Origin of the sequence: Dyadobacter sp. CY261, from assembly GCF_021440085.1 — a bacterium.
Taxonomy (GTDB): Bacteria; Bacteroidota; Bacteroidia; order Cytophagales; family Spirosomataceae; genus Dyadobacter.
Window position 1 is genome coordinate 1 of the sequence record NZ_JAKCPW010000020.1, and the last position, 25,940, is coordinate 25,940.

The 25,940-nt window shown below is 44.5% G+C and carries 20 protein-coding genes and 1 pseudogene; 11 read left to right on the plus strand and 10 right to left on the minus strand.

Features of this window, described 5'->3' with window-relative positions; all coding sequences use genetic code 11:
• From LZD49_RS31780 to LZD49_RS31815, 8 genes and pseudogenes are all read right to left on the minus strand, one after another.
• Window positions 1-1,395 (minus strand): annotated as a pseudogene (locus tag LZD49_RS31780) (T9SS C-terminal target domain-containing protein); the annotation flags it as partial.
• Between the two features lie 4 nt (window positions 1,396-1,399).
• Window positions 1,400-2,929: a DUF1501 domain-containing protein gene (locus LZD49_RS31785; protein ID WP_234672227.1), complete on the minus strand. Its 1,530-nt coding sequence runs from the start codon at window positions 2,927-2,929 to the stop codon at window positions 1,400-1,402.
• A gap of 9 nt (window positions 2,930-2,938) precedes the next feature.
• Window positions 2,939-4,576 carry a DUF1800 family protein gene (locus LZD49_RS31790; RefSeq protein ID WP_234672228.1) on the minus strand — a complete coding sequence of 546 codons (1,638 nt, stop codon included), beginning with the start codon at window positions 4,574-4,576 and terminating at the stop codon, window positions 2,939-2,941.
• Between the two features lie 472 nt (window positions 4,577-5,048).
• Window positions 5,049-5,738, minus strand: a complete 690-nt coding sequence (locus LZD49_RS31795; protein WP_234672230.1) for a pseudouridine synthase — start codon at window positions 5,736-5,738, stop codon at window positions 5,049-5,051.
• A 124-nt stretch (window positions 5,739-5,862) separates the two neighbouring features.
• A complete protein-coding gene (locus LZD49_RS31800; protein ID WP_234672232.1) occupies window positions 5,863-6,600 on the minus strand; it encodes a DUF1361 domain-containing protein in 738 nt (245 codons plus the stop codon).
• 71 nt (window positions 6,601-6,671) lie between these two features.
• Window positions 6,672-8,069, minus strand: coding sequence for a DEAD/DEAH box helicase (locus LZD49_RS31805; protein WP_234672234.1), 1,398 nt, complete (start codon window positions 8,067-8,069; stop codon window positions 6,672-6,674).
• A 199-nt stretch (window positions 8,070-8,268) separates the two neighbouring features.
• Window positions 8,269-8,634 (minus strand): DUF779 domain-containing protein, encoded by a 366-nt coding sequence (locus tag LZD49_RS31810; protein WP_234672236.1) that lies wholly within the window; start codon window positions 8,632-8,634, stop codon window positions 8,269-8,271.
• A 7-nt stretch (window positions 8,635-8,641) separates the two neighbouring features.
• The gene (locus LZD49_RS31815) at window positions 8,642-10,195 is read right to left on the minus strand and encodes an aldehyde dehydrogenase family protein (RefSeq protein WP_234672237.1); all 1,554 of its coding nucleotides are present in this window, start codon (window positions 10,193-10,195) and stop codon (window positions 8,642-8,644) included.
• A 207-nt stretch (window positions 10,196-10,402) separates the two neighbouring features.
• Between LZD49_RS31815 and LZD49_RS31820 the strand changes: the two genes are divergently transcribed.
• On the plus strand, window positions 10,403-11,329 hold the full coding sequence (locus LZD49_RS31820; RefSeq protein ID WP_234672239.1) for an AraC family transcriptional regulator: 927 nt from the start codon (window positions 10,403-10,405) through the stop codon (window positions 11,327-11,329).
• A gap of 93 nt (window positions 11,330-11,422) precedes the next feature.
• Here the strand turns inward: LZD49_RS31820 and LZD49_RS35890 are convergent, their stop codons facing one another.
• Together LZD49_RS35890 and LZD49_RS31830 are read right to left on the minus strand one after the other, a co-directional pair.
• Entirely contained in the window at window positions 11,423-11,800 is a 378-nt protein-coding gene (locus LZD49_RS35890; protein ID WP_234672241.1) for a YdeI/OmpD-associated family protein, read from the minus strand.
• Between the two features lie 113 nt (window positions 11,801-11,913).
• Complete coding sequence (locus tag LZD49_RS31830; protein ID WP_234672243.1) at window positions 11,914-12,555, minus strand: DUF1080 domain-containing protein; 642 nt, start codon at window positions 12,553-12,555, stop codon at window positions 11,914-11,916.
• Window positions 12,556-12,743: 188 nt separating this feature from the next.
• On the opposite strand from LZD49_RS31830, the gene LZD49_RS31835 reads away from it, so the two are divergent.
• From LZD49_RS31835 to LZD49_RS31880, 10 genes are all read left to right on the plus strand, one after another.
• On the plus strand, window positions 12,744-14,516 hold the full coding sequence (locus tag LZD49_RS31835) for an ABC transporter ATP-binding protein (protein WP_234672244.1): 1,773 nt from the start codon (window positions 12,744-12,746) through the stop codon (window positions 14,514-14,516).
• 413 nt (window positions 14,517-14,929) lie between these two features.
• Complete coding sequence (locus LZD49_RS31840; RefSeq protein WP_255721370.1) at window positions 14,930-15,667, plus strand: tyrosine-protein phosphatase; 738 nt, start codon at window positions 14,930-14,932, stop codon at window positions 15,665-15,667.
• A gap of 224 nt (window positions 15,668-15,891) precedes the next feature.
• Window positions 15,892-16,716, plus strand: a complete 825-nt coding sequence (locus tag LZD49_RS31845) for a polysaccharide biosynthesis/export family protein (protein WP_234672246.1) — start codon at window positions 15,892-15,894, stop codon at window positions 16,714-16,716.
• Between the two features lie 27 nt (window positions 16,717-16,743).
• Complete coding sequence (locus LZD49_RS31850; protein ID WP_234672247.1) at window positions 16,744-19,128, plus strand: polysaccharide biosynthesis tyrosine autokinase; 2,385 nt, start codon at window positions 16,744-16,746, stop codon at window positions 19,126-19,128.
• A 307-nt stretch (window positions 19,129-19,435) separates the two neighbouring features.
• Window positions 19,436-20,758, plus strand: coding sequence for a UDP-glucose/GDP-mannose dehydrogenase family protein (locus tag LZD49_RS31855; RefSeq protein WP_234672248.1), 1,323 nt, complete (start codon window positions 19,436-19,438; stop codon window positions 20,756-20,758).
• Window positions 20,759-20,786: 28 nt separating this feature from the next.
• Entirely contained in the window at window positions 20,787-21,791 is a 1,005-nt protein-coding gene (locus LZD49_RS31860) for a mannose-1-phosphate guanylyltransferase (protein ID WP_234672249.1), read from the plus strand.
• A gap of 25 nt (window positions 21,792-21,816) precedes the next feature.
• Entirely contained in the window at window positions 21,817-22,758 is a 942-nt protein-coding gene (locus LZD49_RS31865; protein WP_234672250.1) for a GDP-L-fucose synthase, read from the plus strand.
• A 47-nt stretch (window positions 22,759-22,805) separates the two neighbouring features.
• The gene (gene gmd / locus LZD49_RS31870) at window positions 22,806-23,948 is read left to right on the plus strand and encodes a GDP-mannose 4,6-dehydratase (RefSeq protein ID WP_234672251.1); all 1,143 of its coding nucleotides are present in this window, start codon (window positions 22,806-22,808) and stop codon (window positions 23,946-23,948) included.
• A 74-nt stretch (window positions 23,949-24,022) separates the two neighbouring features.
• Window positions 24,023-25,327 carry a lipid II flippase MurJ gene (locus tag LZD49_RS31875; RefSeq protein ID WP_234672253.1) on the plus strand — a complete coding sequence of 435 codons (1,305 nt, stop codon included), beginning with the start codon at window positions 24,023-24,025 and terminating at the stop codon, window positions 25,325-25,327.
• Window positions 25,324-25,938, plus strand: coding sequence for a serine O-acetyltransferase (locus LZD49_RS31880; RefSeq protein ID WP_234672254.1), 615 nt, complete (start codon window positions 25,324-25,326; stop codon window positions 25,936-25,938). Before LZD49_RS31875 ends, LZD49_RS31880 begins: the two co-directional genes overlap by 4 nt.
• Window positions 25,939-25,940: the final 2 nt, after the last annotated feature.

A 25,940-nucleotide genomic window follows, 5' to 3' on the forward strand; every position in this document is an offset into this window, starting at 1 on the left:
GGCCAGTGCAGTTGCGTACACAGTCGTTCCTTCATACAGCTCTACAGTCAATGCTCCGCTTGGATTTAGTTTGTCCCATACCCAGCCTCGTACTACATTACAGTCAGCATATTCGAAAGATCCCGAGAATCCCGGAGGAGAACAAGTAAAATTTATATCTGCGCTACCGGAAAGCCGTAAATAGTACTCTGTCTTATTTAAACGTACCTTTATCTGATGCGGTTTGCCATCCCGAAGGTTATATGGAAGAGGAAAAGAAAATCCATAGTAACCGTCGCCCACACCTTGGTCTTTCAATTCTTGCCGAAAGGTATCTGCCAATTTTGCAAGTAAAACATTATTTCCTTCTATCAATTCAACTAGCTGTCTCGTCGACGGGTTATTCTTGTCCCAAATCCATCCAGCGATTTCGTTACATGACGATAGAGTCACATTTCCCCTGATGCCACAATTCAAGTTTTTAGGAGATCCATCCAAGAGGTATTTCGTAGCCACAATTCGTACACTCACTTGATGATTTACACCGTCTTCCATTAATGTGGAAGGTAATGCAAATCTGAACCCGTACTGACCTGTGCCTTTCCCAGCGCCTCTCAAGTCTTCCCGAGCTATATCAGCTATTGTCGTTCCAATCACCCTGGAACCATCCAAAATCTCAACGGTTAGTGCCGAACCAGGATAATTCCTGTCCCAAGCCCAGCCTGTTATTTCCGAACAGCCGGCCACTTCCAGAGAACCCTCATAACTCGGAGCCGTTATCGTCGTAATTGTACTACCGAGTGTGTACACAGCAAATTTATCCGGAACTATGTCCTGAATCGTGGTAATTGAACCGCTCGTTAGAGAACTGGTCTCCCCAAAGATTGATACTTCTTCAATTTTCGACAAAACCTGCTCCCACCGGCCAAGAGCCGTATTCCATCCTACTATGGTGAGTTTGTCTATTGAATTATCTGTTAAAGCAGAAATGTTGCTTTTGCTATTCCAGCTAAGCGTAATTTGTGTAGAATTTGATCCATTTATATCCCAGTATTCATTTTCGGCGACTCGTTTTACCAATTGCTCTTTGTTAGCACCAGGGAACGGACCTCCGGCCGGTATGGAAGCAGTAGAAATTTCATCCTGAAAATAGGCTCCAAATACTCCATTACCATTAGCTGCAAATGGCCGGTATGATCCATTATTCCCAACAGGAAAAATAAAACGCGTCTTGCCTATTTTTTTCACGTATCCGTCCACATGTCTTGCATCACTTATAGTAGATAGGCGTGTAGTATCTAAAAAGGTGACAATACCCGGAGGTAAACGGTCTGTGCGGATTATATTCTGCGAAAAGGTATGAACGCAGCAAAATAATGTTAGAACAAAGGGTGTGTAAAAGTAATTAGTCTTCATAGTTTCAGCCGCCAATATTGATGTCATATTTACCTAGAAATTGAAGTTCCGCCCCTGACTCCACCTTTAAATCTTTTGCAAAAGCGGTGTTTGCGAGCTGGACAAGATGACCGGACCGAATATGCACCTTGTCCAATCGAGATGGCACTCGTCCAGATGACCAAACTTCCGGATCATGCCACACGCCAGATTTAAGAGTTTTGACTGTGTCAGAAAACAGCGATGTCGTTTCGAAGTTTCTAAACAACAATTGACTAGATTTTTCCACGGGAGTTCCAAACCAATCAGTCAAAATATCTGAGTAAATTCTCCTGAAATCGATCTGCATTTTAATGTCCCGATCATTAAATCCGGGAGCCGGGTTTGCGGGAAGCAATCCATTTGTGAGATCTGGTCGAATACCTATCATCTGGCGTCTAATTCCCTTCCCGAATACGAACAATGGAGCTGCAACCCCATGATCTGTCCCTTTGGATGCATTCGAAGTGGCTCGGCGGCCAAAATCCGAAAATGTCATTCCTAACACCTTGTCTTCTATTCCTTGCAGTTTTAAATCGTTTTGAAACGAACTAATTGCGTCAGATAATTTTTTCAAAAGCTGGGCGTGAACGCCCTCTGTCACAACATTAGAGACCTGTGTAGAGTGAGTATCGAAACCCCCTAATTCAACAAAATATATTTTAGATTTCAGGCCGCCATGTATCAGTCTCGCCACAATCTTGAGTTGCTCGGCAAGATCATTCTTTGCTGTGGCGTCCGGATAAGCTCCAAGATTTTTCCCAGCGTCGGCAGCAGCCTTAATCTCTGCGGCGTACCCTACTGCCAACACCTGCTTTTCCCTTATAAATTTTAACAGGTCACCAGCATCACAGCATGGCAAATCAGTATTCATGTCAACAGACGATTCACCTATAAGTTGATAGAATGAATTAGGGTCTTGAATAGTTATCCCAACAGATTGACTCGATCCCAAAAGGGCCGGAGTACTAATTTGCCCTATTTGGACTGCAAGCGGATCTTCCATGCCCGAATTTGGATAGTTTGTAGGGTACCCCGAAAATCGATCATTTAAGTATCGCCCTCCCCATCCAGTGGATTCAAATCGGCTTGCGTCCGTTCCTGTCATCCAAATATCAGTTGACCGATAATGAGACTGATCTGGGTTAGGATAAGAAACGGAATTAATAATGGCAAGTTTACCTTCCTCAAATAGATTTTTCATTCCAGTCATGACTGGGTGGAATCCGACTTCCTGTTGCCCAGATAACTTCAAGATTGAATTTTCAGGTATTGCAATATTACTCCGAAGGTTGTAATAAGATGAATATTGATCCACTGGAATTACAGTGTTCAATCCATCATTTCCTCCCCCCAAATAAATAATTACTAGAACCCTGTCACTATTCATAGCCGCCGTCTCTTGAAGAGATCGAACTAAGGCAGATCCCTTCGCAACAGACCGAACCCCAAATCCATTTAGCATGACTGGCACCAACATTGAAGACGCCGCCGAAATAAAATCTCTTCTTTTCATGATCTGAATTTAAAAAACCTGATACTCCGCCATCCTTAAAAGATACTTAAGCAATGCTCGACATCTCCAGAGTATTGTATTCTGCTTTTGGACTTCATTTGGTGAAGCACGATAGGCGTTCCACTCTTTTGTCCAGGTACTTCTTGGGCTTGCCTTCATCATCATGATAGAGTCAATTAGAAAATCCTTTTGATTTTGGGTGAAGTCCAAGGCGAATAAGTTTCGACAGAACTCCGCAAGCACTTTTTCACAATCAATTGGCGCAGTACCCGCCACATCGTTAAAGTTTGGTTGAATACCTCTAAGCCTGGCTAGAATATCGATCCCCAGTACGTAGCCCTGTTTAATCTCGAGAAACGGATAGACAAAGTTATCTGTCTTCGAGCCGCGCTGACCGATGATGCTTTCATTAATCCAATTCTTGGAATAACCAGTTTGATAGTACGCGGGGGAACCAAACACAGATGGTTGGTCCAATAGATTTAGCTGTAAGAGGCTGAGGCCATTACTAATGAAACTGGTCATTTTGTAAAATGGACCGTATTCAGTTGTTATATCTGGCACCTGCTGATTGAAAATACGTGCTGTACCAATCAGGAGCTCAGCGGGAGATTTAATTTGGGCGGCGAAGTTTCTATTTTCAAAAAAAACTTGACTGGAAAGTAGTTTTCTAAGCACTGGTGCGATTAAGAAATTATTCTCCGAACTTGCGAAGAACTGCGCTAACGGACCAACTACATTATCTTCGATTTCATCGGTTACGTTGGGGTTAACGTACCATCGGTAAAGCTTGCGACAGATAAATTTTGCAGCTTCTTGGTGAGCTAGCAGCATCGAAATAAGATCGAACAATTCCTCATCCCCCGCGGACGCGCTTGATCTGCCAACAATCGTAGTATTATTATATTTTTCAGAAAAAATTTTATTTGAAGAATCGTGCCGGGTAGAATTGAAAACGGAACTTATAGACGTACTACCCTCTTTGTACCGATTTAATGCCTGCCATCCAGTCAAAACCCTTGCCGCCGCTTTGACATCTTGCTCAGTGTAGTTTGCGTTTCCTTTGAAGTCCCTTGCTCCAACAACGAATAACTCTTGCAACTCCCGTGCATAGTTCTCGTTGGGACGTCCCATTTCATTTTCGTTGCCATTTTGGAAGATCAGCATTCCCGGCTCCTTAGTAATACCGATAGCCATATTTTTAAAACTTCCTAAACAGTTGGTCCTTAAAAATCTTAGGTAACTGTCTACGAAACGATGGTCTTCCACCGACGAATAAGTCACAACAAAATGGTTCTGCCAAAACGCCGTTAGTTTTTCCACAACCGAGGGGCGATTGGTCTGTTCGGTCATTAAGCCGATCCACCAGCATTTAATATAGTTATAATAAGCGGCGTTTCGCCCGCCTGAAAACGCCTTCCCTAAAAACGGCTGGCCCGCATCGCTCCTAGCCACATCCATCTCCACCGGTGGCGGAGGAGTAGCGCGATACGAAGCATTGCTGATCAGAATGTCGACGGCCTGTGATGCCGTCTTACCTGTAAAATCTGCGATTTCCTGCTGCGTGGGACCAAAAGTTGCCCTCCTTAACAGGTGCGCAGCGGTTGCGGCCGTTAAGGGCTGAGTATAGGTATCCAGGTATGCCATGATGGTGGCTTAATGGTTACAAAGCGTTAAAAAACTTTAAGGCAATCTCCGACTTATTGAATTTCCGGTGCGGAGGCGGTTCTGACGGGCACAATACTTCTATCCTTTACGGTCGATACGCCATAAGGGCATTGTTGCTTGATTTGTCTAGTTAAGGCGGGTCATTAAAATGTCGCAGATGCGATTTGTAGAAGAACTTAATACCGTTTGATTTCGGAGGGTAGATTTTGCTACATCCCTTACTATCCATTGGTCTAGCGGATAGCCTTCACATTTCGTCTCTGTCATTTGTAGAATATCACTTCTTAACTCACATCAAAATTAGTAAGTTACTACGGTTTTACAAAGTATTTCTACAAATTTTTTACAAAATATTTTATTTGATGACAAATATATCACAGTTTTTATGGAAGATGTTACTTATTCGTGTGTAGGTATGGTTACAATACATTAATAGTACTACTTACTATAATCATTGTAACAATTTCAACTCTTTTGTCATTCGCGCAAATTCCGGTTGATAACCCGCCTCAATTATAACCTGTTCTCCATTCACCAGATGGTTGAACTGTACTGACTGGGCATGCAACATCATCTGAATCATCTCCAAATGCTCCTTAAAAAACCTATTCTGCTTATTACAGCCATGGGGCCTGTCCCCAATAATCGGATGAAGAATATGCGCCATGTGCTTGCGGAGCTGGTGCATGCGGCCCGTAACAGGATTGAGCTTGACGAGCGAATAGCGCGATGTCGGATGCGTTCCGGCTGCGAAAGGCACCTCAGTCCGTAGCAGCGTTTCGAAATAGGTAACCGCTTCCTGCGTTACACCATCATCACGTTTGAGGGGATAATCTATTTTACCGTCGTCGGGCGTGTAGCCTCGTACGATGGCGTGATAAGTCTTGGCGACTTCACCTTCCATAAACTTGCGTTGCATTTCCCGGTTGGTCGCCTCGTCCAATGCAAAGAGCAGGACACCCGAGGTTTTCCGGTCGAGGCGATGGACGGGGTACACCCTTCGGCCAAGTTGGTCGCGCAGGAGTTGCACCGCAAAAACGTCGGCGTCGCTGGCGATATGTGAGCGATGTACAAGGAGGCCATTCGGTTTATTAATAGCTACCAAATGCTCGCATTCATACAATATTTCCAATGGGCCCATTTCAAGGAAGGATTTAGACAGCGGGGAAATTTATCCAATCCGGATCCATTGATGTGTCAAAACTCTCCAACCGCTATTTTACGAAAAATCAACGGCTTTCAGACGTAGAAATCCAGTTAAACAACTAACTGTTTCCGGGTCCTGTATTCTTTTTAGAATGCCGGATGCGGAAGCGGATTACGCCCCAAAGTACCAAATACAAGATTCCCAGCAGCATCCCGATTTCCATAGCTAAAACCCAAGCCGTGCGATCGAGCAAACTTTCTAACAGGTTATCGATAATGGCATGAGGGTCATGGAGGATATCCCAACTGTTCATTCGGCGTACACGGCCAAGGTATACCCCAAAACCGGCCAGCGGCAAGCTAATGAGTAACATCGCATTAGCCGTTTTCCGCTCAAATATTCTCCGCCAGGAACGATGAATCCAGTAAAGCGACACCAGTCCGTTAAAAAGGCTCACTTCGGCGTAAGAGAAGAGCATGATCGTATCATGCCAGGTAAGGTCACGCTGATAGTCCACCGTGAGATGCGCAAGGTCGGTGATCATGTAAGGCGCATTCGGGAAGAATGCCAGCCAAGCTATGCTGAGAATGCCCAGCAAAACGGGGATATGTCCAAAACGTTTCGTGAGGTTATCCGCAAAGAAGGCAATAATAAGCGGTATCCAGCTTAAAAACAGATTCCAGTCGAGTGAAAAATCAACCGGGGAATTGAAGAGGATGCGGATAAGGTGGAAAAATACTGCAAGAAGGCTCAAAAGCAAAAGCAGCAGTAGCGAGAACAAACCTTCCATTGTGATAATGGGAGGATCGGATACGCTAAATTTATAATTCCTTATCCAATCTATCAAACGGTCCAAGTGTACGTAATTTAAGTTCTTTCATGACGGTTAAGCAAGACAAATGAATGCTCACGTCTGACCAACGCTGATCAAGAGGCTTGTGCCTCAGTAGGGTTTACAGATGTCGGCTGACTCTTTTTAGGTCTCCGCCGTTTGTTCCTGCGCTTTGGCTCGCTGGTGACAGCTGCCACAGCCACGTCTGTCGGCTTGCTTTCTGCGCTGGCGGTTTCCAGGGGTTTGGCCTCGCGATGTGGTTTTCTCGCTGATTGTGCGCCCTGACCAACCTTTTTTGTATTCTTATTAATAGTGTTACGCCGTCCCGACCGAAACCGTGGCGGCTCGAACGTGGGTGCTTCACCCAACCCCAATTCACGCGTAATGGACTTTTTTTCTAATTCCTTCTCAAAAAGCCTTTCGATCTTCAATACATATTTCTGATCCTGCTCATTAATAAAGGTAATCGCTGTTCCTTTTGATTCGGCCCGTGCTGTGCGGCCTATGCGGTGTACATAGTCTTCGGGGTCGCGGGGGACATCGTAGTTCACCACATGGCTGAGGTTATCAATATCTATGCCGCGGGATAAGACATCGGTTGCAACCAGGATGGGGAATTGCCGGTTTTTGAAATCACGCAGTACAATTTCCCGCTCACCTTGTTCCGAATCCGAAGAGATACCATGCGCACCAAGGCCCAATTTCCGCAACGCCCGCACGATCGGCTCCACATTAGATTTGCGGGAAGTAAATAATACCATGCTGATATTTTGTACTTCTTTGAGCAAATGTACCAGCAATGGCAGCTTCTGCTCATCTTTTGCGAGGTAAAACTGCTGATCGATCCGGTCGGCAGGACGCGATACGGCGAGCCTTATCTCTTCGGGATTTTGTAAAATGCGTTTAGCCAGTTCACCGATCTTGGAAGGCATAGTGGCCGAAAACATCAATGTTTGCCGTTGCGTGGGCAGAAAGCTCATAATTTTTAGGATATCGCTGAGAAAGCCCATGTCGAGCATCCGGTCGGCTTCATCCAGTACGAGGTGTCGCACGGTGCGGAAATTGACATAACCCAACTGCAAATGAGCGATCAACCGCCCCGGTGTGGCGATGATAATATCTGCTCCTTGCGTCAGGGCTTTTTTCTGCTGGTCCCATTCCGGGCCTTTGTTGCCGCCGTAAACAGCAATGCTGGTAGCTCCGACAAAATACCCCAACCCCTGGATTTGCTGGTCGATCTGCACCGCCAGTTCACGGGTAGGCACCAGAATGAGTGCTCCGGTATGTTCATTTGCCTCGTGGGCAACCTTGTCGAGAATGGGAATCAGGTAGGCGGCAGTTTTACCGGTTCCTGTCTGTGCGCAGGCTAGCAGGTCTTTGCCGCTGAGAATGTAGGGGATTGCCTGCTCCTGAATTGGTGTCGCCTGCTGGTAGTTCATGGAATCCACGGCGTTTAGCACGTCTTCGTGGAGTTCAAATTCGTTGAAATTCAAAATTCAGCTTTTAAAACCTGCAAATTCGTTGATTTACAGATGTGTTATAGATATAGCTGACTTTGATTTTTCCAGTCAGCAAACCGCTCGATTTGAACAAATATAACGAACAAGTGCTAAAATGACAAGAAACGTGCAAAACCGTCGTGTAAAGGTCCCTTGCACGACGGCCTTGCCCCCTCCATCAATAATCTGGTTTTCAGATGTTGATTGCCGTCAGATCACCGGTTTCCTCGGGCGTGTAAAGTCTTGAACGGGTTATAAAACGTACCCCCAGGGGGATCTCTAGCGAAAAGCTCGAGCCGCGGCCAGGCACGACATCGATCGTCAGCTGGGTATGCTGCCAGTACTCAAATTGATCACGGCTCATAAAAAACCCGCAGCCCGCTATGTTTCCCAACAGCACATCACTATCCGACACCCGAAATTCACCTTTTGGGAAACACATGGGCTGCGAGCCATCACAACAACCGCCACTCTGATGAAACATCAGCTCTCCATTCTCTTCCCGAAGCCGGGCCACAACGGCCTCGGCTTCGGGCGTAATCAGAACGCGCTCCGTCATAACATCCTCAGAAAAATCCCAACTTGTTCTTATCGTAAGAAATCAGCATGTTTTTGGTCTGGCGATAATAGCCCAGCATCATCTTGTGGTTTTCCCGCCCAAATCCTGATTTCTTGTAGCCGCCAAACGGAGCGTGGGCGGGATAGGCGTGGTAATTATTAACCCACACCCTACCCGCCTGGATCGCCCGTGGTACCTGGTAAAGCTCGTGTGCATCGCGCGTCCACACGCCTGCACCTAAGCCATAAAGTGTATCATTCGCAATGGCGATAGCTTCCTCCGTGGTTTTGAAAGTGGTTACGCACACCACGGGTCCGAAAATCTCCTCCTGGAATATCCGCATTTTGTTGTGGCCTTTGAAAATAGTCGGTTGGATATAGTAACCTCCCGAAATGCCGTTCTCAAAAGTCTGCGCAGCGCCGCCGGTGAGCACTTCGGCACCTTCCTCTTTACCTATTTTGAGGTAAGACAAAATCTTTTCGTACTGGTCGTTCGAAGCCTGCGCCCCCATCATTGTTGTCCCATCCAACGGGTGCCCCATTTTAATGGCTTTTGTGCGCTCAATTACCCTTTCGATAAACTTGTCATAAATGCGCTCGTGCACCAGCATCCTCGACGGGCAAGTACAAACCTCGCCCTGGTTCAAAGCAAACAACACGGCGCCTTCTATGGCTTTATCCAAAAATTCATCATCCTCATCCATGACCGACGGGAAGAAAATGTTCGGCGACTTGCCTCCCAGCTCCATCGTCACCGGCACGAGGTTGTCCGAAGCATATTGCATAATAAGACGCCCCGTAGTGGTTTCGCCGGTAAATGCCACCTTAGCTACACGTGGCGACGATGCAAGCGGTTTACCAGCCTCGACGCCAAAGCCGGTCACGATATTGAGCACGCCGGGAGGCAGGATGTTGCCGATCAGCTCCATTAATATCATAATGGAAGTAGGCGTTTGCTCGGCGGGCTTCACCACCACGCAGTTCGCAGCTGCCAATGCGGGTGCTATTTTCCAGGTGGCCATCAAAAGTGGGAAATTCCAGGGGATGATCTGCGCTACTACGCCCAGTGGTTCGTGCAGGTTAATGCAAACAGTATTTTCATCATGCTCCGAAACACTACCCTCTTCGGCACGGATCACGCCAGCGAAGTAGCGGAAATGATCCACACAAAGCGGCAAGTCGGCAGCGCGGGTTTCCCGGATGGCTTTGCCATTATCGATTGCCTCCACAATGGCCAGGTACTCCAGATTATCTTCGATTACCTGCGCGATTTTCAGCAACAAATTACTGCGATTGGTGGCCGAAGTTTTGCTCCAAGAAGGGAATGCCGCGTGCGCTGCATCAAGGGCGGCTTCCACATCCTCCTTCGTCGAGCGTGCCGCTTTGGTGAATACCTGGCCGTCAATTGGTGAGATGTTTTCGAAATATTCACCTTTTGCAGGTGCTACGAATTGGCCGTTGATATAATTCTCATATTTTTCCTTAAACTCAGGCCGTTTGGCAAGATTCTCACTGCTGTACGTTTTACTTCCAACTACTGGTTTCTCGGTGATCGTATCCATGATTAAGGTTTTTTTGAAATGATTGATAATACAAACCTACCTTTCATAAGTGTTAAACAGTGGCACGATCGTGTCAAGTGTTAGGATAATTATCTCATTTTTTCAAAAAACAGTTATATATTTATTAGGAAAAATGGGGGATCGAGTAAGGATGAGGGGGAGGAAGGATTTGGACGGAAAGAGGGGCTTAAACCAAAATTTTGTGTGATGGCAGCAGGTTACAGATTGGATCGGGTGAGTGTTTCGGGGGAGAAATCGTTGAAAACTTTGGTGGAGAACCGTAGGGCATTTACGCTCGACAACTGTGAATTGAACCTGTTTGAGACCTTACAACCTTCGGCACTTGTGCCACTTACCTTTTCTGATTTCGTGGTGACCAGCATGCTGCGCGGGAAGAAAGTCATGCATTTGTTTGATCAACCGGGTTTCGACTACCTGCCTGGCGAAACGGTACTGGTACCGGCGAATGTGACGATGAAAATCGATTTCCCGGAAGCCGCCCGCGAAAATCCAACCCAATGCATCGCCCTGGCGATCGACCAGCCTAAAATCCAGCAGATCATCGACCGCCTCAGCGAAACCTACCCGCGCGAAGGCAAGCAGCAGTTTTGGTCATTACAACATAATCAATACCATTTCCTCAACAACATCGAGCTCGCGCAAACGCTGAATAAGCTCATCAAGATCTGCTCCGGAACGGCATTGGGAAAGGATATTCTGGCCGATCTTACATTACAGGAGCTCATTGTACACATTATCCAGACGCAGCACCTGGCCGCTACCGATGAGGCATCATACCTGCATGAGGACAATCCGCTGGCTTTTGTGGTCAACTACATCAAAGCTAATATTAATGAAAAGATCCAGGTTGAGGACCTGAGTGAAAAGGCGTGCATGAGCCGGGCCTCATTCTACCGCGCGTTCAAACGCGAGTTCAGCATTAGTCCGTTAGATTTTATACTAAGGGAAAAGATCAAAAAAGCCAAACAACTGCTTTCTCATACGAAAGAAAGCATTTCCGACATTTGCTACCAGCTCGGCTTTTCAGATTTGAACTACTTTGGAAGGCAATTCCGTAAATCGGAGGGCATATCGCCGAGTCAGTATCGGAGTGTGGCGAATCACAATGAATGACGAAGTAATCAGTAATCGTCAGATATAGTCTCCAAAAGTCGGGATTGTTTTTACCCAATGACCAAAACTGACTATAATGACCAAAACTGACAACTAACTTATCCTACCATTTTTCAGCCGGTCAGTCATCATTATCGCCCTATCAATACGCACCTGGATAGATTTGGCACTGGCAATATAATGGATCATGGCTCGTTGATTGACAGGTTTGGCATTTTCAAACAACCTCTTCGCCTCCTTATCCTGCCCCAGCAGTTCCTGTAATTCTTCCGGCATATCACGACCGTATTCGCTATCGTCCCTACGGACTGTCGCGTGCAGTTTCTGGCCGAGTACCAGTTTACCTTCCTGGCGTAGTGCAGTTGCCACATTGATATAAAACCCTCCCCCACCCTTCGGCCGGACCGCGCATTGAAAATTCACATGCCCATTGATCACGCACCGCACGCGGGCTGGTTTGCGACCTTCCACAAATTACGCGGCCACCTCGTCGGGTACCAACATATAAAATTCGCCTCCCTTTTTGGGGAGGCGTTCCAGTATCGATTCAAATGCTACGGTTTCTTCCATCGGAAGCAATGCGGTTACTCGGTAAGCGGTCGTACCTGAATGTCTTTATAATAAACTATGCTTTTAGGATCGTGCGCTTGCAACGCGAATGTACCAGCTTTCAGGAATTTGTTCTTCATGTCGCCCTGGCGTTTGTCTACGTCAGTTTCCTCATAATCGACCACTACTTTATCGTTGATTTTGATGGTAATGTGCTTGCCTTCCACTTTAATGTACTCGGTGTACCATTCATTGTCTTTCACGTAGGTTTCTTTCACGTCGACCACATTGTATAGGCTACCTGTACGCTTATAGTCAGTGTGCGACTGGTTTACCTGCACTTCGTAGCCCTGAGAAGGCCAGCCGTCTTCCTGGTAAACGGTGTGGATAAAAATACCTGAGTTGGAGGCGGCTGTTGTCTTCACCTGAGCTTTAAACTCAAAATTCTTGAACATATGGTTCTTGATCGGCCCTTCATAGAAAAGATGCGCCCTGGGTCCGGCCACTTTAATGGTACCATCTTCGATCGAAAAGGAGCTCGCATTGGCACCAACTTTCCAGCCGGTGAAATCCTTTCCATTGAATAATGTAATCCAGCCGTCCTGTGCGTGTGCGGAAATTCCCAGGGCAATGCTCAGCATGATGGCGCTGCAAAAAACATGCATTAATCTTTTCATAAAATTCCGGTTTGGTAGTTCTAATAGTTGGTTTGCAAAAAATCGGTTAACGTGTAACTAAACCGTAAACTCTTAAAAACTACTGATTCTTCACATAAAGTTTACCTACCGGTGGGCAACCTTCGGGTTCGTTTTGTGGTTGTTAGTTGCCAGGGACGGTGCTCCATTCTACCAACCCTGTATTTAGCATGAAAAACCCCTACCTATCTCTACTTGCCACAGCCTGGCGTTATGCCCGGCAGAAACGTGGCCGCTACCTGCTGGTGTACGGCATGTTCGTCGTGGCCAACCTCGTGCTGGCCGCGCATCCCCTGCTATATGGCTGGTTTATCCAATCCATTCAACTGGATGTGGAAGGCACTTTGCATAACGTCTGGATCTACGCAGGCGCCTACCTGGGCCTGACTTTGCTCGAATGGGCATTTCACGGCCCTGCGCGTGTGATGGAGCGTAAACTTGCATTTGATCTCAGCCGAAATTTTCTCGACGAGCTTTATCACCAGTCCCTGCATTTGCCCATTCGCTGGCACCAGGACCACCACAGCGGCGCAACGATCAACCGCATCCGAAAAGCCTATGAAGCATTGAAAGACTTCTTCCAGAACGGCTTTATGTTCCTGCACGCATTTGCCAAGTTCGTCTTCTCGTTTGTGGCGATCATTTGGTTTTCCCCACTTTTCGGTGCCATTGGTGTACTTATCGGAATTATTAATGTATATGTGATTTTCAAATTTGACAAACCATTCATCAAAGCACTCGACGAGTCGAATGAGAAGGAGCACATCGTTTCTTCAACACTGTTTGATAGTCTTTCTAATATCATCACTGTAATCACCCTAAGGCTCGAAAAGCGTATGAAGGTAAGCCTGATGAGCAAGGTATCCGATATATTCCCTCCTTTCCGACGATCGGTGATCGTCAATGAATGGAAATGGTTTGTGGCAAGCGTCTTTATCACCATTATTTACGTAGTGGTGACGCTGGGCTATGTGTATCAGCATTATGTGCCCGGAGAGGTGTTCCTGGTGGGTGGGCTGGTGACTCTTTTAAGTTATGTCAACCAGTTTACAAGTGTTTTTCAAGACATCGCGTGGCAATACACGGAAATCATCCGGTATAACACCGAAGTGCAAACCGCCCGGTCCATTGGCGAAGCTTACCGTGAACATCACCGAGAGGATGGGGCCGGCGAGCTTCCCGAAAAATGGAGGGAGATCCACATCGCCAACCTGAATTTCTCCCACGGCGAACTGTATGATACCGAAAAGCAGGCTCACAGCCTTCACAGCATCGATATCCGCATTCGCCGCGGGCAGCGTATTGCATTCATCGGCGAAAGCGGCAGCGGCAAAAGTACGCTGCTCGCGTTGCTGCGAGGGTTATATCAACCCGAGAAGGATGTAAAAGTAACCTTGGACGGCGAGCAGGATGCAGCCATTGAAATGCTCGCTGACCGGGTGACACTTTTCCCTCAGGATCCCGAGATCTTCGAAAACACCATTGCCTATAACATTACGCTCGGCCTGCCATTCGAGGAAAGCGAGATTATGAACGTCTGCAAAACTGCGCATTTCACCGACGTAGTCGACAAGTTGCCCAACGGTCTCGAATCAAGCATTCAGGAAAAAGGCGTAAACCTTTCGGGCGGACAGAAGCAACGTCTCGCGCTCGCCCGAGGCATACTCGCGGCGCGCACTAGCGACATTATCCTGCTGGACGAGCCGACCAGCAGCATTGATCCGAAGACCGAGGCGCAGATTTATGATAAAATGTTTGTGGAGTTTTCGGACAAAGCGGTGATATCTACCCTACACCGACTGCACCTGCTTGCAAAGTTCGACTACGTATATATTCTTAGGGACGGCCGCATTGTCGATGAAGGCACTTTTGCACATTTACGCCAGAATAGCCACATATTTCTTGAATTGTGGCGGCACCAGGAAGCGGTGACAAAGCATTAACTGGCGCATTTTCTTATTAACCGGTGTAATTTTTGAAGAGGATACAATTACAAAATCATTTTATCAGAATAATTCAAATTTCACAAATCATTATCCCATACTCTGTTAAAAGAGGAGCTAACGCCCCCTAGGTCAATCCAGGGCAATCCTAACAAAACGCCTCAATAAGGTTATTTATTCCGTCGGGTAGTGACATTCAACCAGATTTATACACTAAATTGCCTTGCAAGGAATAGTACAATCCGTTACCAAACAGTTAAATCCTAAAATTACGCATCGAAATTTTTCGGCAACCGGACTATTTTGACTTATTTTGACACGAATTCTATTAAAATCATAATTCCGACTCCTCGCTTTAAATAATTTCATTTTTCTAATTTTGTAAATTATCTAAGGTAGCTGTCGAATTTCATATGCTTAACTGGTTATTTAGTAAGACGAACAATAAGGATGTAACGTTAGATCACATTGGGATTGACATACATTCTCACATGATCCCCGGAGTGGACGACGGAGTAGAGACAGTGGAAGAATCTGTGGCAATGGCGTCTAAAATGCAGAGCTTGGGCTACAAGCAGGTAATCACGACCCCGCACGTTATGTGGGACTGCTATCGAAACACACCCGAAATAGTTCTTAGTAAACTGGAGGAAGTACGACAAGCGAGCAAACAAGCCGGTCTTACCATTGAGATTGGAGCGGCAGCGGAATATTTCCTGGACGAACACTTTACCCACTTACTTAATACGGGACAACAAATGCTGACCCTGCCAGGAAATCGTCTTTTGGTAGAGCTGCCCTACTCCACACCTCTTTTAAACACGTCCGAAACCCTTTTCTCGATCATTGAGAAAGGCTATCAACCCGTGTTAGCGCACCCCGAAAGGTACACTTACTTCTACGCTGATCCTTCTATCTATAAAAAACTTGCGGATGGCGGATGTGAGTTGCAAGTAAATATTTTGTCATTGTCGGGTTATTACGGAGAAAATATTACGAAGATGGCCGAATGGCTTTTAAAGAATAATCTGATCACGTTTTTAGGCACTGACGCCCATAAAATCCAGCATTTAGACATGATACAGAGGAGCAACCGCAACAACTGGATTTCGAAATACCCGTTCCAGAATGAAAAACTTATAAATTTTTGATGACGATAATTGAATTTATTTTATATTTGTATTGAATTGCAAACAATACCCAACTAGGACTATATCAAGAACATGCTAGCAACGGCCAACTTGACTAAAATTGAGAATGAATTTATCAATATGTTGAAATCAATACATCCGCTCATCAAAACAAACCTGCTCGAACATTAAGCTACTCACTATCAATAATTTAGAAAAAACACTATTTACTCAACGTTTATAACATGACCTTCAATCCCCGAAAACTAACAAAAGTTGCTGGCATTCTACTATTAAGCTATATCGCGATAATCATAGTAACTACTTCCTGCGTTTCTCCTAAGTCGATTGTATATTTCCAAGGGGACTCAACCAGATACTCTTCTCAGGAAATAAAACAAACTTACGTTCCAAAAATCCAGCCCAGCGACATTCTTTCGATCATTGTTGGAAGCTTGAATACCGAAGCGAGTGAGGTATTTAACACTCCAAATCAATTTACAACTGCCAGTACGAATTATTCGAGTATGGGTGGCCCCAGGGTTCAACCTTTGGGCTATCTGGTAGACATAGACGGCAACATTGAAATACCACTTCTTGGAAAAGTAAAGGTGGCAGGCATGACAACTAACGTTGCTGCCGATTCTATCCGAGCGAGGCTACAAAATTTCTTGAAGGAGCCATCCGTAATTGTCAGAAACCTCAATTTCAAGGTATCTGTTCTCGGAGAGGTAAAGCTGCCCGCAGTGTATGTCATACCCGATGAAAAAATAACACTACCCGAGGTACTCAGTTTAGCTGGTGACTTAACTATTTATGGGAATCGGAGCAACGTTATGATAATAAGGGAAGAGAATGGAAAACGTGAATATGCTCGTTTAGATCTTACCTCTCGTGAGGTATTTGACTCTCCTTATTACTATCTACACAAAAATGACCTGATCTATGTTGAGCCGGTAAAGGCACGAATGCTGGATACAGACAGTAGAATAAGAACTGTACCCTTAATAGTTACAATTGTTGGAGGAATAAGCACACTGGGAATTTTGATTCTCAATTTAACTAAATAGGGTCTTCATCTATTTCAACTCAACGTTATGAGCAACAATATCTTAAACACATCCCAAGACAGTACTCACTCGAACGAGGTTGAGGAGTTTAACCTAAGCGAATATATAAGTCGTTATTTTCGATATTGGTATTTTTTTCCTGTATTCTTTATATCTGCGCTGACTGTTGCTTTCTTCTACTTACAAACAACATTGCCGATTTACAGCACAAAAACAAGCATCTTAATTAAAGAAGAGAAAAGTATTGGCGGCTCTCAAGGTGACATTCTTACGGAAATGAGTTCTCAATTTGGAGGAAACAAGACCGTTGAAAATGAAATGGAGATTTTCAAGTCTCAAACATTAATGGAGCAAGTCGTGAAAGAGTTGACTCTTGACGTTGCATATACAACACGAGACGGACTGAAAACAGTTGATTTGTATAAAACTAGCCCGGTGACAGTAAAAGCGGAAATAGTAACACCGTTTGGCTACGAAGAGCCGTTGACAATTACCATCGTTGACAGTACCCACTTTCGCTTTAATGATGAAGAAAAGGTTTTTACCTTTAACCAAAGATTTAATAATGCCTGGGGTGCTTTTGTTGTAACCAAAGGAGGCAGCTCTCCTTATGAAAAGGTTCACATTCATTTCGGTGACGTGAAAAATCTTTCTGAGGCTATTCTGAAACGTCTTACTGTTGAACAACCCAACGTTAAGAGTACAGTATTGGAACTTACCTATGAAGATTCTAATGTCCAACGCGCCAAAGATATTCTTAACAAACTGCTAGATGTGTATGTCCAATCATCTTTAAATGATAAGAATAGCGAAGCTAGCAACACATTGAAGTTTATTGAAAATCGTTTAGGATTGATTACCGGCGAGTTGGGTGATGTTGAAAAGGATGTTGAAGCTTACAAAACGAACCAAGGGATTACCGACATTAGCGCCGAATCGAAGCTTTTCTTAGAAAATATTAAGGAAAACGATTCTAAGCTAAATGAAGTAAACACAAAAATCAGCATTCTTGAAAGTATTGAGACCTACATCCAAAATGCAGGTGATGGAGCCGTTGCGCCAGCTACATATATGATTGACGATCCCGTTCTGGTTTCACTTCTTACAAAATTCAACGAACTGGAATTGCAACGCGAAAGGTATGCCCGGACTACATCTCCGAATAACCCGCTTTTGCAAACAATCAACACACAGTTGAACGGAACACGTCAATCTATCAGAGAGAACGTTCAGAACTTAAAGCGTGGAATGGCGGTAACCAAGCGAAATCTGGAGAATATCAATACCCAATTTTCGGCTGGTCTACGCAGTATTCCAAAAAAAGAACGCGAATTCGTAGGCATTAAACGTCAACAGTCCATTAAGGAAGAGTTATATTTGTATCTCTTGCAGAAGCGAGAAGAAACAGCATTAGCTTATGCATCTACCGTTACGGATAGCAGATTGATCGATGCGCCGATCTCCACTTTTAAACCGATAAAGCCTAAAAAGACGTTGGTTTGGTTGGGATCGGGTATTGCTGGAGTTCTTATACCCATTTTGCTGATCAACTTACTCTTCATGCTAAATAATACGGTACAAAGAAGAGAAGAGATTGAAAAGGTTACCCACTCATCTATTCTAGGCGAGATTGGCCAGATGAAAGGAACTATTAACGGCGTGCCTGGAGAAGAGTCCATTATTAAAATGACCAGCCGCAGCGCGGTGGCCGAACAATTTCGGGCATTGAGAACAAACTTACAATATCTTGGCGATGGCAATTGCCGTGTGATCATGTTTACCTCGTCCATCGGGGGTGAAGGAAAAAGTTTTGTAAGTATTAACCTTGCTGCGAGCTTGGCGTATTCTGACAAACGCGTGTTACTCATTGGTCTTGACTTACGCAAACCAACTTTGCATGAGCGCCTTGGCGTACCCAACCGGTTTGGTGCCTCGAACTGTCTCATTGGTCAAGGACATTACGTAGATTATATTCAGTCTACCGGCGTTCACCCTAAATTTGATGTCTTGACCAGCGGACCGATTCCTCCAAACCCTTCCGAGTTGTTGAGCAACGGTAAACTTCCTGTCTTACTGAAAGAACTCCGCGAAAAATATGACTATATCCTTATTGACTCTCCGCCGTATGGATTGGTTACTGATTCAGCTCTGATTGCAGAGCACGTGGATGCGACGCTTTACCTAGTGCGTTTCAATTACACAATTCTGGATCACCTCAGACGCATTGGTGATTTGCAACGTGTCAGACGATTCAATAACCTGGCGATTATCTTTAATGGCGTTAATTATGGAGCGGGCTACGGCTATGGATATGGCTACGGGGGCTACGGATACGGTTACTATTCCGAAGAATCTGACGGAAGTAACAGTTCTGTGACGGCCAGATTGAAAAAACTTGTAAGCAAAAGCTAATTTCTTTGGCGACCCTATTCTGAGTTCGTAATGCAATCAAGCTTTAATAGTATTTATTTAAGGCAGTCATTATGAATATTGGAAATGTTGTAAAATTGAATTATTTTCAGTTCAAATCTTGAAATGTAGCTTACAATAGCCATTGTGCAGGCTTTATTCAAGATTATCACTCAACGTTACACTATGAAAAAACAACCTCTCTCAATTGGGCGAATGCAATGCCGTGATCGCCGTGTTCCACAACTATTCTTACGGTCTTGGAACGGCACCCCGTATTTCGATACAAAAAACTAATCCCTGTTACATCATGAGAATAGCAGTTGTAGGTACGGGCTATGTAGGCCTTGTAACCGGGACTTGTTTTGCAGAAACTGGCAATCAAGTGATTTGCGTTGATATTGACGCGACCAAAGTGGAACGCATGCAGCGGGGCGAGATTCCCATTTACGAACCAGGTCTTGATATACTTTTCGACCGGAACATTGCGGAAGAACGACTTAAATTTACAACCAATCTTGAAGAAGGGATTGAGGATGCAGAAGTTATTTTCCTCGCACTTCCTACTCCTCCTGGTGAAGATGGCTCCGCAGACCTAAAGTATATTCTTGGCGTTGCGAAGGATCTAGGTCCTCTTTTGAAGCAATATGTCGTCATTATAGACAAAAGTACCGTTCCTGTTGGAACTGCGGAAAAAGTTCGGGATGCTATTGCCAAAAACGCAGAGGTGGATTTCGATGTGGTCTCCAACCCAGAATTTCTTCGCGAAGGTGTGGCCGTAGAGGACTTCATGAAACCTGATCGCGTAGTGATCGGAACGACGTCCGAGAACGCGAAAAAGGTAATGGAGAAATTGTACGCACCATTAGTGCGCCAAGGAAATCCAATTATCTTCATGGATGAGCGCTCTGCTGAAATGACCAAATACGCCGCGAACTCATTCCTTGCGATGAAGATTACCTTCATGAATGAGATAGCCAATTTGTGCGAGCGTGTAGGGGCAAACGTAGACGATATTCGCAAGGGAATTGGAACAGATAGTCGCATTGGCAAACGTTTTCTTTTTGCAGGGATCGGCTACGGCGGAAGCTGTTTCCCAAAAGATGTCCAGGCATTAGCCAAGACGTCGGCGGATTATGGTTACGATTTTAGGACGCTCAAATCAGTGATGGAAGTGAACGAAGATCAGAAGAAGAAATTGATTCCGATGTTAAAGGAGCACTTCAATGGAAATATCACGGGCAAAACCGTGGCCGTTTGGGGTCTTGCTTTTAAACCTTATACGGATGATATCCGTGAAGCTCCCGCTTTGGAGAACATAAAGGTGCTTCTGGCAGCGGGTGTTAATGTTACTGCCTACGATCCCGAGGCCGTTGAAAATACGAAGCGGCTAATTCCTCAAGTGACTTATACTCACACTGCTTACGCAGCCCTGGACGATGCCGACGCGCTGATGATCTTTACTGAGTGGCCTCAGTTTAGAACACCCGATTTCGGGAAGATGGGTAAGCTGCTCAAAAACAAAGTGATATTTGACGGTCGCAATTTGTATGAGTTGGAATTGATGAAAGAGCTCGGCTTCACGTATTACAGCGTTGGTCGTGAGACTTTAACTGTAAAAGAGCTAGTATAAATCCTGACCCTTCATAACTGCAACTGCTATGTCAAATCTTATCCATGTAATCTTATCCGGTGGTGTCGGTAGTCGTCTTTGGCCGGTATCCAGGAAGTCTATGCCGAAGCAATATATCCCAATGTTCGGTGATAGGTCGTTATTTCAACTTACTGCTGAAAGAAATAGTGAATTTGTGGCTCATACCGTCGTGGTAGGTAACAAAGATAACTACCTGCTGTCTCGTGCAGATCTTCTTAGGGCGAACGTAAACAAATACTCAGAGATCATTGAAGCTGCTCCCCGCAATACAGCGGCTGCGATTGCATTCGCAGCATTTGCCGTGAGGCCCGATGACATTCTGCTGGTTACTCCTTCTGACCATATCATAACGAATGAGGAAGCGTACGCGGCGGCGATTCGGAATTCGGTTGCCTTAGCTTCCGAAGGATACCTTGTCACCTTCGGCATTACCCCCTCGAAGCCAGAAACTGGCTACGGATATATTGAATTTGAAGGAAATGAAGTTCTCTCATTTCGTGAGAAACCGGACAAAACAACTGCTTCCGTTTTCATTGACTCAGGCAAATTTCTGTGGAACAGTGGAATGTTCTGCTTCAGAGCCGACGCCTATTTGGCTGAACTTAAAAAGTTTGAGCCGGAAATTTACCAGACTTCTCTGACGACTTACGAACTAAGCAATTCTGAATTCCTACCGGCCGTGGAGACCATGAAGATTCCATCCAAAAGCATTGATTATGCTGTAATGGAGCGTTCGGAAAAAATAAAGGTTGTGAAGGCCGACTTTGGTTGGTCGGATCTGGGTTCATTCGAATCAGTGTGGGAACATTGGAAAAACCAAGGTGAGCTTCATCGATTTGTCGATAACAACTGCGTGATAGGCACAACCAAGCACGTCGAGTTTTTAGGAGTCAATGACTTGGTGCTCGTCGAAACAGTTGATGCGATCTTAGTTTTAGCTAGAAACAGCTCCCAAGACGTAAAAAAGATTTATGAAAAACTGGAAAGGGAAAAACCTGAGCTTATCGACTAGCAATCCTTAATATCAATCTTTATATATGGAAAAGAATTCAAAAATATACATTGCTGGCCACCGTGGTATGGTGGGATCGGCTATTTACCGGGCACTCGACCGGCAGGGCTATAACAATATTGTAACCCGTTCGTCATCAGAATTGGATCTAAGGAACCAGCAAGCTGTCGCAGACTTCTTTGAGCAGGAAAAACCGGATTACGTTTTTCTCGCTGCTGCAAAAGTTGGTGGCATTGTGGCTAACAACACTTATCGTGCTGATTTCATATATGAAAATTTGATGATTGAGGCAAATATCATTCACCACGCATATTTGAATGATGTTACGAAACTGATGTTTCTGGGTTCATCGTGCATCTATCCGAAACTCGCTCCGCAACCATTGAAGGAAGAGTATTTACTTACGGGGCTTCTCGAAGAGACCAATGAGCCCTATGCAGTTGCAAAAATTGCTGGAATCAAACTTTGTGAAGCATATAGAGATCAGTATGGCTGTAACTTCATTAGTGCTATGCCCACAAATCTCTATGGGTATGGCGATAACTACAATTTAAATAATTCGCATGTGTTGCCAGCGCTCATCCGCAAATTTCATGAAGCGAAGCTGGACAACAGGCCATTTGTAGAAGCGTGGGGAACCGGCTCACCGAAGCGGGAATTCCTTTTTGCAGACGATTTGGCTGAGGCTTGCCTTTACCTAATGGAAAATTTCGATGGCAGAGAGCTCGTCAACATTGGCACAGGTGAAGATCTATCTATCAAAGAATTAACAGAATTAGTAGCGGAAGTCATTGGCTTTGAAGGTGAAATTAAATGGGATACGTCTAAACCTGATGGCACCCCAAGAAAACTGATGGACGTCTCAAAACTTCATAGCGAAGGATGGCATCATACTGTCGAACTCCGCGAAGGAATCGCCTTAGCCTACCAGGATTTTATCCAGAACCAGGAGGTTTACGCTGTATAAATTTAAAACGCTGGCAAGCCGGCATAACTATTAATTTACTCAATACCATGTCAAAAGTCGCATTGATTACAGGGGTAACCGGCCAGGACGGTGCATACCTCACGGAGCTATTACTGGAAAAGGGATACACCGTACATGGTGTGAAACGCAGAAGTTCACTGTTCAATACCGACCGTATCGATCACCTTTATCAGGATCCTCACGTTGAAAAGCCTAAATTCATTTTGCATTACGGTGACCTAACCGACTCTATGAATTTAACGCGTATTATTCAGGAAGTGCAGCCCGACGAAATTTACAACCTTGCGGCTATGAGCCATGTCCGCGTAAGTTTCGAAACGCCCGAGTACACAGCGAACGCAGACGGCATCGGTACGCTTCGTATCCTGGAAGCAGTCAGACTATTGGGACTTTCCAAAAAAACTAAAATCTATCAGGCTTCAACTTCGGAACTTTATGGATTGGTTCAAGCAGTTCCTCAATCTGAGACGACTCCATTCTACCCACGCTCTCCGTATGCAGTAGCTAAAATGTATGCATACTGGATTACCGTCAACTATCGTGAAGCGTATGGAATGTTCGCATCCAATGGTATTCTTTTCAATCACGAATCTCCTTTAAGAGGTGAAACTTTCGTGACGAGAAAGATCACCAGGGCCGCAGCGAAGATCGTGCTTGGCTTGCAGGATATTCTCTACATGGGTAACATCGACTCCCAACGTGACTGGGGACACGCGAAGGATTACGTGGAGGCTATGTACTTGATTCTGCAACAGGAAACTTCCGAGGATTTTGTAATCGCAACAGGTGTAACTACCCGTGTGCGTGAGTTTATCCGCAAGACTTTCGCTTTCCTTGGTGTAGACGTAGAATTTACAGGTTCTGAGGAAAATGAGGTTGGAACTATTGCATCCATAAATTCAGCACGCCTTGCCGAATTGGGAATTGCCGAGGGCGAGCATTTGGCGCCTGGAACTGTAATTTTGAAGATAGATCCAAGATATTATCGTCCAACCGAAGTAGACCTGCTAATAGGTGATCCTACCAAATCACAGGAAAAACTTGGCTGGAAGCCCAAGCATACTTTGGATATGTTGATTGAAGACATGGCAACGTCAGACTTGCGTCTGTTCCAAAAAGATCAACTCCTTTTAAAAGAAGGATTCGGAGTACTTAATTATTTTGAGTAAGACCAGATATACCAATTACGTCGATCTAGCAGTCCTAAAACGAGGCTAGATCGACAACTCAAATATAAGCTACGATGTACATTCCATTATCGACTGCGTGGTCTTCAATAACTAAGAATCCGCTACTTTTAAAGACTGCGCGACTATCCGTCATCACTGTCTTTGCCAATATGTTGGCCTTCCTTGTGCCAATCTATATCGCAAACATATTTGGGATATCTAAGGAGACTGATAATTTTTTCTTTAGCTATGGGCTAATAACGTTTGGAAGCATCATCTTCTCTAACGCCGTCAGCTCAACTCTTGTTCCATTTCTAAAAGAAAAAATGGGGGATAAGGCCGCATTTGATACATTTCTTTCTTCCGTATTCTTCTTTTCATCTAAGTTCCTATTGATAGCAGCTGCTGTCTTTTTGGCTATCACCGTTTCTCTATACCTAGTTCTCGATAACAACATTTATCTATACACCGCCATCTCAATACCGATCTTTATACTAACAATCTTTAATTCGTTATGCTATGGGATCTTATATTCGCTAAATAAATTTGATATGGCTGCTACATCACCCATATCTCGTACAATTATTATTTTCATTTCGATTTTTCTGTTTAACAAATACCTCTCAATATATTCTGTCATTTTGGGATATAATTTAGGCGAGCTAGCGAAATTAGTTCACCTAGTCTATATTATAAAAATCAAAAATAAAATAGCACTCACGTTTCAGAATCGCGATTTGTCCATAATTAAAGTGTTTGTTCGCGAGGGTAGCTACCAGGCACTTTCAACATCAATATCATCTGCCGCGCCAATAATTGGGAAAGTAATAGCTACTTTTCTTACCGTTGGTGCTGTATCCATTTTAGATTACGGTGACAAACCATTTATGATTTTTAACGTATTACTCAATTCATTTCTGGTAATACTTCTATCCCAGTGGTCAAGTGATGCATTGAACAATAATTTCAAGTTAGGGACGCTTCACAAAGTGCTCATTGGAATTATGCTGCTAAGCGGGGTGCTGCTAATTCTTACCTACTACTTTCAGGCCAACTTGATAGACATCATTTATCCTACACTTAGCGCCACAGATAGGAAGACGATTGGAGATATATTTGTGATAAGCATGGTTGGGTTTATTTTTAACTCTGCGAACCAAGTTATCAATAGAGCAGCAATCGCGTTCAAGGAAACGAACATTATGGTCCAGGCAGCAGTAATCAAATCGATTCTTACTGTAATATTCGATTTGCTATTCGTTCTAAAATATGGAGTTATTGGTATAGCTATTGCAACTACGATAGTTCATTTGATCGGGCTGATACTAAACTACTTTCTTTTTGTGAGAAAAGTAAAGTACAAAATTACACTCCCATGACTAATCTAATAGAAAAGTTAGCATTTGTGTTGAGGTGTGCTTTTTACCTTCCTCACTACTTATTGATGAGTGTGCATCCAAGAAAAAAAGTAATTAAAAACGAGATCTTACGATATTGTTCGCAAATTTTGTATTCAAATGATCAGGGACTAAAAGCATTTTTGAAAGTGATGGCCCAAATTCCTGATTTTCGAAGTTTATATTTTTCACGAGTTGGAACCTGGGGTATATTGCTGAAACCATTCACTAGTGTTAGAGTTAATCTGCATTTGTTCACCCCCGACGACAGAATTGGAGAAGGTTTATTGTTACACCATGCTTTCTCCACTGCGATATTAAGTAGACAAATTGGGAAGAATTGCGAAGTTTGGCAGTGCGTGACTATCGGAAAAAGCAAATCCGAGCCTGGACTTGATGCTACTCCATTATTGGGTTCAAATGTAAAAATTTCCGCAGGAGCGATTGTCATTGGTAAAATAACAATCGGGGATAATTCCATTATTGGAGCTGGTTCATTGATCACAAAAGATGTCCCTCAAAATGTTACAGTGGTTGGCAACCCTGCTTACATCATCAGGCGTGATGGAGAGAGAGTAAACGAAAGACTATAACT

Coding starts and splice junctions, on each gene's coding strand:
- LZD49_RS31850 (WP_234672247.1), top strand. CDS start 16,744: ATGAGCAACAATATCTTAAACACATCCCAAGACAGTACTCACTCGAAC.
- LZD49_RS31875 (WP_234672253.1), top strand. CDS start 24,023: ATGTACATTCCATTATCGACTGCGTGGTCTTCAATAACTAAGAATCCG.
- LZD49_RS31790 (WP_234672228.1), bottom strand. CDS start 4,576: ATGGCATACCTGGATACCTATACTCAGCCCTTAACGGCCGCAACCGCT.
- LZD49_RS31880 (WP_234672254.1), top strand. CDS start 25,324: ATGACTAATCTAATAGAAAAGTTAGCATTTGTGTTGAGGTGTGCTTTT.
- LZD49_RS31860 (WP_234672249.1), top strand. CDS start 20,787: ATGTCAAATCTTATCCATGTAATCTTATCCGGTGGTGTCGGTAGTCGT.
- LZD49_RS31835 (WP_234672244.1), top strand. CDS start 12,744: ATGAAAAACCCCTACCTATCTCTACTTGCCACAGCCTGGCGTTATGCC.
- LZD49_RS31855 (WP_234672248.1), top strand. CDS start 19,436: ATGAGAATAGCAGTTGTAGGTACGGGCTATGTAGGCCTTGTAACCGGG.
- LZD49_RS31820 (WP_234672239.1), top strand. CDS start 10,403: ATGGCAGCAGGTTACAGATTGGATCGGGTGAGTGTTTCGGGGGAGAAA.
- LZD49_RS31830 (WP_234672243.1), bottom strand. CDS start 12,555: ATGAAAAGATTAATGCATGTTTTTTGCAGCGCCATCATGCTGAGCATT.
- LZD49_RS31815 (WP_234672237.1), bottom strand. CDS start 10,195: ATGGATACGATCACCGAGAAACCAGTAGTTGGAAGTAAAACGTACAGC.
- gmd (WP_234672251.1), top strand. CDS start 22,806: ATGTCAAAAGTCGCATTGATTACAGGGGTAACCGGCCAGGACGGTGCA.
- LZD49_RS31845 (WP_234672246.1), top strand. CDS start 15,892: ATGACCTTCAATCCCCGAAAACTAACAAAAGTTGCTGGCATTCTACTA.
- LZD49_RS31785 (WP_234672227.1), bottom strand. CDS start 2,929: ATGAAAAGAAGAGATTTTATTTCGGCGGCGTCTTCAATGTTGGTGCCA.
- LZD49_RS31865 (WP_234672250.1), top strand. CDS start 21,817: ATGGAAAAGAATTCAAAAATATACATTGCTGGCCACCGTGGTATGGTG.
- LZD49_RS31840 (WP_255721370.1), top strand. CDS start 14,930: ATGCTTAACTGGTTATTTAGTAAGACGAACAATAAGGATGTAACGTTA.
- LZD49_RS31810 (WP_234672236.1), bottom strand. CDS start 8,634: ATGACGGAGCGCGTTCTGATTACGCCCGAAGCCGAGGCCGTTGTGGCC.
- LZD49_RS31795 (WP_234672230.1), bottom strand. CDS start 5,738: ATGGGCCCATTGGAAATATTGTATGAATGCGAGCATTTGGTAGCTATT.